Genomic DNA, 11206 nt, shown 5'->3' with positions numbered 1-11206 from the left:
AAATTAAATCAATCATCAAAACATAAATCTTTCAATTTTTACATTATTAAATCTTTAAATAATAAAAGAAAAATGAACTTATTTGACGTTTACCCATTATATCCCATAACTCCTGTTAAAGCTTTAGATTGTACAATTTACGACGAAAATGGGGTTGAATATTTAGATTTATATTCTGGCCATGGTGTGATTTCTATTGGTCACGCACAACCTGATTACAATACAAAAATGAAAGCACAGTTGGATAATTTGAGCTTTTATTCAAATGCCATTCAAAATCCATTGCAAGTTGAATTGGCCGAAAAGTTAGGGCAAATGTCAGGACTTACTGATTATAGTTTATTTTTATGCAGTTCTGGTGCCGAAGCAAATGAAAATGCTCTAAAATTAGCTTCTTTTCACACCAATAAATCAAGAGTAATTGCATTTGATAATTCTTTTCACGGAAGAACCTCGGCGGCAGTTGCAGTAACCGATAACAAAAAAATTGTGGCTCCTTTAAATGCGCAACAATCTGTGACTTTTTTGCCTTTAAATCAAATTGATTTGGTAAAATCGGAACTAGAGAAAGGTGATGTTTGTGCAGTAATCATTGAACCAATCCAAGGTGTTGGCGGTTTAGACCAAGGTACAACGGAGTTTTTTCAGGCTTTACAAGAGGTTTGCAATGCCAATAATGTGATTTTAATTCTAGACGAAGTACAATCGGGTTATGGCAGAAGTGGAAAATTCTTTGCATTTCAACACCACAATATTACACCCGATTTGGTTACGACGGCCAAAGGGATGGGGAACGGTTTTCCTATCGGTGGCGTTTTAATTTCGCCTAAATTCCAAGCAAGTTATGGGTTGCTAGGAACTACTTTTGGTGGAAGTCATTTGGCTTGTGCAGCAGGAATTGCCGTTTTGGATGTGATGAAAAACTTGAATTTAATCGAAAACACCAACAAAGTGTCTGAATACTTTTTTGAAGCAATTAAAGCTATTCCTGAAATCAAACAAGTAAAAGGAAAAGGACTGATGTTGGGGGTCGAATTTGATTTTGATGTGAGTGCTTTGAGAAAAAAAATGATTATTGAAAAACATATTTTTACTGGTGGAGCAAACAATAAAAATTTATTGAGAATTCTTCCTCCATTAACCGTTAACACAGAGGCGATTGATAAATTTGTAAAAGCTTTGCAAAAATCATTAGCCGAATTAAACGCTTAATATTTTAAACCAATAGCGTTTCAAATTAACTAACCAAAAACCATGAATACATTACTTCCAATAGAAAAAAGAAATGCTGTGTTAACTACCATGGCTCTTCTTTTAGAACAAGAAAGAGAAGCTTTAAAAGCCATTAATAAACAAGATTTAGCCAATTATAATGGTGAAGATTTAGCTATGGAAAAAAGGCTTTTGGTAGATGACGCAAAGGTTGATGCCATGATTTTGTCGGCCAAACAATTAGCTAGCCAAGAAGATCCTGTTGGACAAATCCGCTATGAGTTCACTCATGAAAATTGTCTGCGAATTAGCAATAAAACCGCTGCTTTTGGAACTATTTTAATTATTTACGAATCGCGTCCCGATGTAACGGTAGAGGCAGGAGGAATTGCTTTTAAGTCCGGAAATAAAATTTTATTGAAAGGCGGAAAAGAATCCTTATTGTCCAATCAAAAAATTGTTAGCCTTTGGCATCAAGCTCTTCAAAGTAATGATGTTGCTACGGATTGGGTAGAATATTTGAATTATGACCGCGTACAAACACAAGCTTTCTTAGAAAAACCTTCACAACGAATCGATTTAATTGTTCCTCGTGGCGGAGAAAAATTAATCGAATTCACCAAAAAACACGCAAATTGTCCGGTTATTGTAAGTGGTCGGGGCAATAATTTTTTATTAGTCGATAATGAGGCTAATTTAGAGAAAGCAAAAAATATTATCATTAACGGAAAAACCTCAAACATATCTGTTTGTAATGCGCTAGATAAAGTTTTAATTGATATAAATTTGCCAAACTGGGAATTGTTTGCAAAAGAAATTGTGTCGGTTTTACAAGATAAAAATGTGGAAGTTTTAGGAGATGAAGTTGTTGCCAAAACAACTGGAATTTCGGCTATTGAAAGTGATGACATTTGGTATGAGGAATTTCTAGATTATAAAATTGTTATAGGAACCGTAAATACTACACAAGAAGCTATCGAAAAAATCAATACATACTGTGGTGGACATTCGGCCAGTATTATTACAGAAAATAAAGATAAAGCGCAAGAATTCATGAATAATGTGGATTCGGCTGCGGTTTACCATAATGCTTCCACTCGTTTCACCGATGGTGGGCAGTTTGGTTTGGGCGGCGAATTAGCCATTAGTACCGATAAATTACACCAAAGAGGTCCAATTGGATTGCAACATTTGGTAACCAACAAATGGTTTGTATACGGTGAAGGACAAATAAGATAAATAGATTGAAGAATTGAAAGATGGAATTACACTAATTATTAAATCTTTCAATTTTTAAATTAAAAAAACATGTCAAAAAAAAGGATTTTATTAAAAATAGGAAGCAACACCCTAACCAAAGAAACGAATCATATTTCGCGTGGTAAAATTGAGGATTTAGGTATGCAAATTGCGGCTTTAAACGATCAATACGAATTTGTAATTGTAAGTTCTGGAGCCATTGCAGCAGCCAAACAATTCGTGAAATTAGAATCAAATGGGAAAGAAATTGTAGTAAAACAAGCTTTAGCTTCAATCGGGCAACCCCATTTAATGCGGATTTTTCATGAAAATTTCAGTGATTTGGGATTGTTAACTTCACAATGTTTACTTTCGTATTCCGATTTCGAAAAAGAACAATCTAAAGTAAATATCGTGAATACTATTAACGTCTTGGTCGATAATAATTATATCCCGATTATTAACGAAAATGATACTGTTGCTACCGATGAAATTCGGTTTGGAGATAACGATAAATTAGCTGCTTTAACGGCCGTTTTGTTGAATGTTGATATTTTAATTATTGCAACTAATACTAACGGAATTTATACAAAAGCTTCTTTTAAAAACGAAAATCCGGAGACCATTTTACAAGTTTCGGATCTTTCATTATTAGAGAATGAAATCGGCGATTCAAAATCTTCACACGGAACGGGCGGAATGCAATCTAAAATTGAAGCGGCTGCTATTGCTAAATCGGCTAATATCGAAACATGGATTGTCAACGGTTTGAATGATAATTTTATTTTAAATGCTTTAAACAATAAAATTCCGTTTACAAAGATTGTATAAGTAAAACATTAAATTCGGATGATTTTTTAATCATTAAATCTTTTAATTTTTCAATTAAAAAATAGTACAACGATGAACTATATTTCTATTCAAAACATCGACTCATTAGACAAATGGGTAAAAAGCGCGCTTAAAATAAAAAAAAATCCGCTTAAAAATAAAAAGCTAGGTAAAGATAAAACCTTAGGAATGTTGTTTTTTAATCCGAGTTTAAGAACCCGTTTGAGTACGCAAAAAGCGGCTTTGAATTTGGGAATGAACGTGATGGTAATGAATTTTACAAATGAAGGCTGGACGTTAGAGTTTGAAGATGGAACGATTATGAATCAAGGTGCTTCCGAACATATTCGCGAAGCAGCCGAAGTAGTTTCGCAATATTGTGATATTATCGCCATTCGTTCTTTTGCGGGTCTTATTGATAAAGAAAAAGATAATGCGGAAATGGTATTATCTGGATTTCTTAAATTTGCTACCGTGCCTATTGTGAATATGGAAAGTGCAGTGGGGCATCCGCTACAATCATTGGCAGATGCGATTACGATGGAGGAATTTAAAACGCCTCATCGTCCGAAAGTCGTTTTATCATGGGCTCCACATCCGAGAGCTTTACCGCAGGCGGTTGCCAATTCTTTCGTAGAAATGATGCAAAAACAAGAAAATATGGATTTTGTCATTACACATCCCGAAGGATATGAATTAAATCCGGAAATAACTAAAAATTCTAAAATCGAATACGATCAAAATAAAGCATTCGAAAATGCAGATTTTGTTTACGTAAAAAATTGGAGCAATTATAACGAATATGGAGCTGTAACCAACATGGATCCAAATTGGACCGTTACAGCCGAAAAAATGGCTTTGACCAATAACGGAAAATTTATGCACTGTTTGCCTGTTCGTCGTAATGTTATTGTAGCCGATGAAGTAATCGATAGTGAAAATTCAATTGTCATTCAGCAAGCACATAATCGTACCTACTCGGCACAATTAGTCCTTCAAAAAATATTGAAAAAAATATAGAAAAAGTTTCTAAGTTACTAAGAAACTAAGTTTAAATAGCTTAGTGACTTAGCAACTTAGTGACTTAGCAACTTAAAAAAATATGCAAAAACTCACCGTAATAAAAATAGGAGGAAACATCATTGATAACCCAACTGAACTAGCACAATTTTTAACTGATTTTTCTAAAATTGAAGGTAATAAAATTTTGGTTCATGGTGGGGGAAAATCGGCTACTAAAATGGCGCAAAGCATTGGTTTGGTTCCTCAAATGGTTGAAGGACGTAGAATCACAGATGCTGCTATGTTAGATGTAGTGGTGATGATTTATGCCGGACAAATCAACAAAGATATTGTAGCTAAATTACAGGCTAAAAATACAAATGCGATTGGTTTTTCGGGTGCTGATGGAAATTTAATCCAATCGGATAAACGAAATCATCCAACTATTGATTATGGTTTTGTAGGAGATGTGAAAAAAGTAAATACGCCTTTACTTCAAACCTTAATTTCAAACGAAATTGTTCCTGTTTTTTGCGCTATTACACATGATAAAAACGGACAATTATTAAATACAAATGCCGATACTATTGCAAGCGAGTTAGCCATTGCATTATCAGAAGTATATGAAGTTACTTTGAATTATTGTTTCGAAAAACCCGGCGTTTTGTCCGATTCCGAAAATGACGATTCGGTTATTCCGGATATTAATTCTGAATTATATCACAAATTAAAATCCGAAAACGTAATTCATTCGGGCATGATTCCTAAGTTAGATAACTGTTTTAACAGCCTTTCCCAGGGAGTTCAAAAAATTAAAATAGGGCATCATAAAATGTTGCAAAACGAAACAATCGTTCATACATTAATTACCCTTTAATCGTTTCTAAAAATAAAGAAACACAAAACACTATAAAAGTTATATGAAATCCATAGAACTCTTAACACAAGAAGCCATTGAATTATTAAAGAATTTAATTGAAACACCTTCATTTTCAAGCGAAGAAGACCAAACAGCTCTTTTAATTGAAAATTGGTTCAATCAGAACAATATCCCATTTCAAAGAGAAAACAATAATGTTTGGGCTTTTAATAAAAATTTTGATACAAGCAAACCTACTTTGTTACTCAACTCTCATCACGATACGGTAAGACCCAATCAGGCTTATACCAACGATCCGTTTAAAGCTTTTGTAGAAGATGGAAAATTATTTGGCTTAGGAAGTAATGATGCAGGTGGTTGCTTGGTATCGTTACTAGCGACTTTTGTTTATTTTTATGAAATCGAAAATCCGTCACATAATGTAGTTTTAGTGGCTTCGGCAGAAGAGGAGAGCAGCGGTAAAAATGGTTTGAATAGTGTTTTAAAACATTTACCAACTTTAGATTGCGCTATTGTAGGCGAACCTACTTTAATGCAATTAGCCGTTGCCGAAAAAGGATTACTCGTTTTAGATGTAAAAATAAAAGGAACGGCTAGTCATGCCGCACATCAAAATGACGACAACGCAATTTACAAAACCATGCAAGTGGTAGATTGGTTTAAAAACTATACATTTGAAAAAATATCGGATGTTTTAGGACCAGTAAAAATGACGGTAACACAAATAAATGCTGGAAAGCAACACAATGTTGTCCCTTCGGAATGTGATTTGGTGGTAGATGTACGGGTAAATGATTGTTATTCTAATAAAGAAGTTTTAGAATTAATTCAATCACAAGTTTCAGCCGAAATAACACCTCGTTCACTGCATTTAAATTCCTCATCCATTCCAATTTCGCACGGTTTAGTTCAAGCAGGAATTGCATTAGGAAGAACAACTTATGGTTCGCCAACTTTGTCAGATCAATCTGTTTTGAGTTGCCAATCGTTAAAATTAGGACCAGGCGAGAGTTTGCGTTCGCATTCGGCAAACGAATTTATATACGTACACGAAATTGAAGAAGGAATTCAATTGTATATTAAAATTCTAAATGATTTTTTAAAAAAATAATTCTTTACAGACAAGTCCTAACTTGTCGCTTCGTTTAAAAATAGAATACTATGAAACTTTGGGAAAAAGGAATACCAACTGCAAAACAAATCGAACAATTTACGGTTGGAAATGATAGAGAATTGGATCTTATTTTAGCAAAATATGATGCTTTAGGCTCTATTGCTCATGCTAAAATGTTGGGACAAATTGGATTATTGACTACCGAAGAAACCCATTCATTAGTTGAAGCTTTAGAAGAAATTATAACAGAGGTAGCAAAAGGTAACTTTACTATAGAAGATTCTTTTGAAGATGTTCATTCAAAAATTGAATATCTTTTGACTGAAAAATTAGGAGATGCCGGCAAAAAAATCCATACCGCACGCTCTCGAAACGACCAAGTTTTAGTTGATGTTAATTTGTACCTAAAAGATGTGGTAAACGAATTAAAAGAGCAAGTAAAAACGCTTTTTGATTTGATGATGGATTCGGCCGAAAAATACCAAAATATTCTTTTACCTGGCTATACCCATTTGCAAATTGCCATGCCATCTTCATTTGGAATGTGGTTTTCTGCTTATGCGGAGACCTTAATTGACGATATTACCTTACTTAATGCGGCTTTGAAAGTAGTCGATCAAAATCCGTTAGGTTCTGCTGCCGGTTACGGGAGTTCGTTTCCAATCAACCGTACCTTTACAACAAAAGAGTTAGGATTTGAAACCTTAAAATACAATGCGGTAGCTGCACAAATGAGCCGTGGAAAATCAGAAAAAACGGTTGCCTTTGCTATGAGCAGTGTGGCCGCGACGCTTTCAAAATTCGCTATGGATGTTTGTTTGTATATGAGCCAAAATTTTGATTTTATTGGTTTACCCGGTCATTTAACTACAGGTTCGAGTATTATGCCGCATAAAAAAAATCCAGATGTTTTTGAGCTAATTCGAGGAAAATGTAATAAAATACAAGCTTTGCCTTATGAAATTACTTTAATTACCAATAACTTGCCAAGTGGTTATCATAGAGATTTACAGTTGCTGAAAGAAGGTTTGTTTCCTGCCATTCAAAACTTAAAAGCTTGTCTAGACATTGCTATTTTTTCAATTCCGGATATCACAGTAAAAGAAGGAATCTTAAACGACAAAAAATACGATTATTTGTTTACTGTAGACACATTAAATGAAATGGTGGTTGCGGGAATGCCTTTTAGAGATGCTTATAAAGCAGTAGCCGAAGAATTAGAAAGTGGCAATTATCAATCACCAAAAGCAACAAAACACACTCATGAAGGAAGTATTAATAATTTGTGTTTGGAGGAAATAAAAATGAAAATGAAAAATGCTTTTTAGTTGTTTTTTTTAATATTTAAGAAAGAAGTACTGGGAGAAAAAAGTTATTTACTTAAATTCTATAAAATAAAAAACCCGTCTCAAAATTCTGAGACGGGTTTCTTTTTATTTCGCTAAAAGTTCTTCGATTTTTGCTCTTAAGGCTGCACCTCGTAAATCTTTGGCAACTACTTTTCCTGAAGCGTCTAAAATAAATGTGGCTGGAATTGCTTCAACACCATACTGTGCTGCTATAGGCTCTTCCCAAAATTTTAAATTAGAAACATGTGTCCAGGTTAAGTTATCTTTTGCAATGGCTTCTTTCCATTTAGAGGCATCTTTATCCAAAGAAACCCCAATAATATTTAAACCTTTGCTATGTAAATCTTTATAAATAGCTACTACATTCGGATTTTCTTGTCGGCAAGGACCACACCAAGAAGCCCAAAAATCAACGATAGTTACTTTTCCTAAACTTTCTTTTAAAGAAACCATTTTTCCCTCCGGATTCGGAGCAGAAAAATCTGCTCTTCAGTTAGGGCTACCTACAGCAGGTGCAGCATTTGCTCCTACAGAAGGCAATTTCATTTGACCGATTGTTGTTTTTACAGCAGTTCCGGGTTTTGTGTTTTTAACCGATTCGTCTAAACCGTTAAATAATTTTTCAATTTTTGCAACATCAGCTGTAGGATCGCTTAGCATACTTTGTATAATTAAAACACTAATAAACGATTTTGGATGTGATTCTGCATATTCGTTATATTTTGATTTTGACGTTTCTGCAGTTTCTTGCTGAATTTTCATGTATTCTTTCATCAAACCATTGATGGTTGCGGTATCCTGAGTTTGTTGTGCTTTTTGCATAACTGCCATGTTTTTCTTTTGAAAATCCATTGCTTTCTTTTGCGTTTTATCCATTTCGTCTTTAAAGCTGTTATACTCATCATTATTGTAAGTACCCGAAGCTTTAGATTTATTAATACTGTCTTTATTAATTTCAATATTAATTTCGCCACTTTCTAAGATGAATGGAACATTTCCTTGTAAACTTTCAATGTTTAAAACGTGAAAAGAAGGTTCGGTAACTTTACCTTTAATTTCAAATTTTCCATTTTCAACCTTAACAGTATCTAAATTTAAGATCGCTCTAGTTGTAGGATCTTGTGTTTGTAATATGATTGTTTTTCCGTTTTCAACTCCAGTAGCCGTTCCCGAAATGATGTATTCGTCTTTACCAACTTTACTACAAGAAACAAAAGCTACGGTAAGAGCAAGAAATAAGATTGTTTTTTTCATTATTTTAATTAAGTTAATTGATTTTGTCGAACAAAAGTATCTAAAAATACGAAACAGATATAGATATAAGACCTAAAATTTTGTTATAGTTTTTAAAGGTTTTAAGTGTTTGATTTTTAAATGTTTATTGGGTATTTTTGGTTGCTTTAGTGCTAAAACAACAAAATAAATATAAAACAAATAGGGTTGTAAACAAAAAAACACCCATAAATTATGAGTGTTTTTTTACTGATTTTTAAACAAATTAATCTTGGTTTGTCTTTTTTCTCCAAGTAAAATTGTTCAAAATATGTCTTTTAGCAAAACGTCCTGGTGAATCGGCATTTACCATTTTAACGTAAGTAGCTTTAGGAACACTAATGTATTCGTAAACACTTCCGTTTGAAAAATCAATAATTAAACGGCCATCAACAAATTTATAATCTGTAATAGATGTAGTCGAAATAGTTTCGGTGTATTCAGGTAAATTTGCTTTAATCGTTTCTGGGTTGATACTTACCAAAAAATGATAGGCTTCGATGATGGCTTTACTTTTATCTTCGGCGGCTTTTAAACCCGCTTCATCTCCTTGAAATTTATCCGGATGACATTCTTTCATTGCATCACGGTAAATCTTTTTTAAATCTTTTAATTCAGCCGTTTTGTCTACGTTTAGTAACTTGCGGTATTCAACAATTTTTTTCATAAATAAAAAGTAACTTTTTGCCGTTTATGGATTAAAATGAACCTTTTAAAGGTCTATTCGACAATTTTTTTGCAAATGTACACTTTTTTTTAACTTTTCTGAATGGCTTCAAAATATTAATTGAAATTTAACCTCTTTGCTTGTTTTCTTTTTTTTGAATTAGAATATCAAAACCATTTCTATAAAAGCCTTTTCAAAATCCATTGCTTTCTGATTATATTTGTCCATGCAAAAAAAGTTTAAGCCCAATCCGAATTCTTTTAAAAATACATTTTGTGTTTTTCAAGAAGTTCCAGCTGATGTAATTGTCAATTTAGAAGTTCAGTTTGAAAGCAAATCGGGGAGTAGTTATTATTATACTTCGGAAGGAATGTATAGAAAATCAAATCATTGGGGACGATTGGCCAATAGCAAATGGCGACTAACTGCTTTGGAACCGGAAACGCCTACCAAATGCAAAGTTGGTTTTGCCAATTGGAATGATTTTTATCCCGATAATAATTCGGAGAAATTATATTATATTGAAGTAGATTTTGATAAAAAAACAGTCCTTTATCAGCACAAAAATAATCCTAATTATGATAAAAAAGCGGTTTTACGAACTACTTTAGAAACTCGAAAACGAATTAAACAAATTCGGAATTTACTCGAATTGACTTCGTGGGCAAAGTACTTTGAATTTGATTATTTGGAATTTTTACGAAAAAAAATTATTCACGAACTTATTTTTTCCGAAACAAGTTTGGAGGACATAAAAAGGAACATACAAAATGAGTAGGAATAACCAAAAGAATAGAGAAAGTCACAATAATAAGCTGTATAAAGCACAAAACAAAGCGAAAAATGCCGAAATGGAACGGAAAGAAAAGCTTAAGTTAATTGTAAAAAAATATAACGACAATAAAGATTCATCCCAAAAATAATTAATATGGAAAACGACAAATTTGCTGATTTGAAATCCAAAGTTCAAGAAATTATTGATTTAATTGCGGCAAAAGAATTAAAAGCGGCCAATAATAAATTAGTAGACGTAAGTGATGATTTGGATGAAATGCTTGATTTTGCCGAAGAAGACGCGGAGTTGAGGGAGATTAGCAAATACCAAGTATTATTAAATCAGTTACATCAAAAAATTAATGCGGCCGAATAAATAATGAAAAACCTTATTTGTTATTGCGATACTGGACTCTTGTATGAAAATTGTTGTGGCCAATACCATAAAAATAAAAAGGCGCCTACTGTTTTGGCATTGATGCGATCACGATATTCGGCTTTTGCAACACATCAGGCAGCATATTTATTAGAAACCACTCACATTTCGGAACGGCGATTTTATTCAAAAGAAGCTATTTTAGATTGGGCAACGTCAAACAAATGGCTGAAGTTGGAAATCATTAATTTTACGGAAAATACAGTTGAGTTTAAGGCTTTTTATAAAGCTGAAAATCAGGTAGAACACATTCATCATGAGTTTTCTACTTTTGTAAAAGAAAGAGAAAAATGGTTTTTTCTGAAAGGAGAATAAGTTAGTTAGTATTCAGTTAAAAGGATTTTTTGATGTGATTATTTTAAAAATTGATGCGTTTTACAAAAATACTTTAACTAAAAATTAATAATTGTTGTTTTTTACTAATTCTAAA

13 protein-coding genes and 1 pseudogene are annotated in these 11206 nt (G+C 33.0%); 11 read left to right on the top strand and 3 right to left on the bottom strand.

The window, feature by feature from the left end; genetic code table 11:
* Positions 1 to 72 precede the first annotated feature (72 nt).
* From I5M07_RS01960 to argH, 7 genes are all read left to right on the top strand, one after another.
* Complete coding sequence (locus I5M07_RS01960) at positions 73 to 1212, top strand: aspartate aminotransferase family protein (protein WP_200104511.1); 1140 nt, start codon at positions 73 to 75, stop codon at positions 1210 to 1212.
* Between the two features lie 42 nt (positions 1213 to 1254).
* Positions 1255 to 2451, top strand: coding sequence for a glutamate-5-semialdehyde dehydrogenase (locus I5M07_RS01955; RefSeq protein WP_200104510.1), 1197 nt, complete (start codon positions 1255 to 1257; stop codon positions 2449 to 2451).
* A 69-nt stretch (positions 2452 to 2520) separates the two neighbouring features.
* Positions 2521 to 3282, top strand: coding sequence for a glutamate 5-kinase (proB, locus tag I5M07_RS01950; RefSeq protein WP_200104509.1), 762 nt, complete (start codon positions 2521 to 2523; stop codon positions 3280 to 3282).
* Between the two features lie 72 nt (positions 3283 to 3354).
* A complete protein-coding gene (locus I5M07_RS01945; protein WP_200104508.1) occupies positions 3355 to 4302 on the top strand; it encodes an N-acetylornithine carbamoyltransferase in 948 nt (315 codons plus the stop codon).
* 82 nt (positions 4303 to 4384) lie between these two features.
* Positions 4385 to 5161, top strand: coding sequence for an acetylglutamate kinase (argB, locus tag I5M07_RS01940; protein WP_200104507.1), 777 nt, complete (start codon positions 4385 to 4387; stop codon positions 5159 to 5161).
* A 43-nt stretch (positions 5162 to 5204) separates the two neighbouring features.
* Positions 5205 to 6275, top strand: coding sequence for a M20 family metallo-hydrolase (locus I5M07_RS01935; protein ID WP_200104506.1), 1071 nt, complete (start codon positions 5205 to 5207; stop codon positions 6273 to 6275).
* Between the two features lie 50 nt (positions 6276 to 6325).
* Positions 6326 to 7606 carry an argininosuccinate lyase gene (gene argH / locus I5M07_RS01930; protein ID WP_200104505.1) on the top strand — a complete coding sequence of 427 codons (1281 nt, stop codon included), beginning with the start codon at positions 6326 to 6328 and terminating at the stop codon, positions 7604 to 7606.
* A 105-nt stretch (positions 7607 to 7711) separates the two neighbouring features.
* On the opposite strand, the pseudogene I5M07_RS01925 reads toward argH, so the two are convergent.
* From I5M07_RS01925 to I5M07_RS01915, 3 genes and pseudogenes are all read right to left on the bottom strand, one after another.
* Positions 7712 to 8113, bottom strand: a pseudogene (locus I5M07_RS01925) (peroxiredoxin family protein); the annotation flags it as partial.
* 3 nt (positions 8114 to 8116) lie between these two features.
* A complete protein-coding gene (locus I5M07_RS01920; RefSeq protein WP_200104503.1) occupies positions 8117 to 8881 on the bottom strand; it encodes a DUF4369 domain-containing protein in 765 nt (254 codons plus the stop codon).
* A gap of 244 nt (positions 8882 to 9125) precedes the next feature.
* Complete coding sequence (locus tag I5M07_RS01915) at positions 9126 to 9566, bottom strand: KTSC domain-containing protein (protein WP_200104502.1); 441 nt, start codon at positions 9564 to 9566, stop codon at positions 9126 to 9128.
* A 226-nt stretch (positions 9567 to 9792) separates the two neighbouring features.
* Here I5M07_RS01915 and I5M07_RS01910 point away from each other — a divergent pair, with 226 nt between their 5' ends.
* The 4 genes from I5M07_RS01910 to I5M07_RS01895 are packed head-to-tail and all read left to right on the top strand — an operon-like array spanning position 9793 to position 11091.
* Positions 9793 to 10344, top strand: a complete 552-nt coding sequence (locus tag I5M07_RS01910; protein ID WP_200104501.1) for a hypothetical protein — start codon at positions 9793 to 9795, stop codon at positions 10342 to 10344.
* Positions 10337 to 10489 (top strand): hypothetical protein, encoded by a 153-nt coding sequence (locus I5M07_RS01905; RefSeq protein ID WP_200104500.1) that lies wholly within the window; start codon positions 10337 to 10339, stop codon positions 10487 to 10489. The genes I5M07_RS01910 and I5M07_RS01905 overlap by 8 nt, the downstream gene beginning before the upstream one ends.
* 5 nt (positions 10490 to 10494) lie before the next feature.
* Positions 10495 to 10716 carry a hypothetical protein gene (locus I5M07_RS01900; RefSeq protein ID WP_200104499.1) on the top strand — a complete coding sequence of 74 codons (222 nt, stop codon included), beginning with the start codon at positions 10495 to 10497 and terminating at the stop codon, positions 10714 to 10716.
* A gap of 3 nt (positions 10717 to 10719) precedes the next feature.
* Positions 10720 to 11091 (top strand): YchJ family protein, encoded by a 372-nt coding sequence (locus I5M07_RS01895; RefSeq protein WP_200104498.1) that lies wholly within the window; start codon positions 10720 to 10722, stop codon positions 11089 to 11091.
* Positions 11092 to 11206: the final 115 nt, after the last annotated feature.

Source organism: Flavobacterium agrisoli (assembly GCF_016522065.1).
In the GTDB taxonomy this organism is placed as follows: Bacteria; Bacteroidota; Bacteroidia; order Flavobacteriales; family Flavobacteriaceae; genus Flavobacterium; species Flavobacterium agrisoli.
This window is presented reverse-complemented; position numbering and strand designations above follow the sequence as displayed.

Coding starts and splice junctions, on each gene's coding strand:
- I5M07_RS01935 (WP_200104506.1), top strand. CDS start 5,205: ATGAAATCCATAGAACTCTTAACACAAGAAGCCATTGAATTATTAAAG.
- I5M07_RS01910 (WP_200104501.1), top strand. CDS start 9,793: ATGCAAAAAAAGTTTAAGCCCAATCCGAATTCTTTTAAAAATACATTT.
- I5M07_RS01945 (WP_200104508.1), top strand. CDS start 3,355: ATGAACTATATTTCTATTCAAAACATCGACTCATTAGACAAATGGGTA.
- I5M07_RS01960 (WP_200104511.1), top strand. CDS start 73: ATGAACTTATTTGACGTTTACCCATTATATCCCATAACTCCTGTTAAA.
- proB (WP_200104509.1), top strand. CDS start 2,521: ATGTCAAAAAAAAGGATTTTATTAAAAATAGGAAGCAACACCCTAACC.
- I5M07_RS01905 (WP_200104500.1), top strand. CDS start 10,337: ATGAGTAGGAATAACCAAAAGAATAGAGAAAGTCACAATAATAAGCTG.
- I5M07_RS01920 (WP_200104503.1), bottom strand. CDS start 8,881: ATGAAAAAAACAATCTTATTTCTTGCTCTTACCGTAGCTTTTGTTTCT.
- argB (WP_200104507.1), top strand. CDS start 4,385: ATGCAAAAACTCACCGTAATAAAAATAGGAGGAAACATCATTGATAAC.
- I5M07_RS01915 (WP_200104502.1), bottom strand. CDS start 9,566: ATGAAAAAAATTGTTGAATACCGCAAGTTACTAAACGTAGACAAAACG.
- I5M07_RS01895 (WP_200104498.1), top strand. CDS start 10,720: ATGAAAAACCTTATTTGTTATTGCGATACTGGACTCTTGTATGAAAAT.
- I5M07_RS01955 (WP_200104510.1), top strand. CDS start 1,255: ATGAATACATTACTTCCAATAGAAAAAAGAAATGCTGTGTTAACTACC.
- I5M07_RS01900 (WP_200104499.1), top strand. CDS start 10,495: ATGGAAAACGACAAATTTGCTGATTTGAAATCCAAAGTTCAAGAAATT.
- argH (WP_200104505.1), top strand. CDS start 6,326: ATGAAACTTTGGGAAAAAGGAATACCAACTGCAAAACAAATCGAACAA.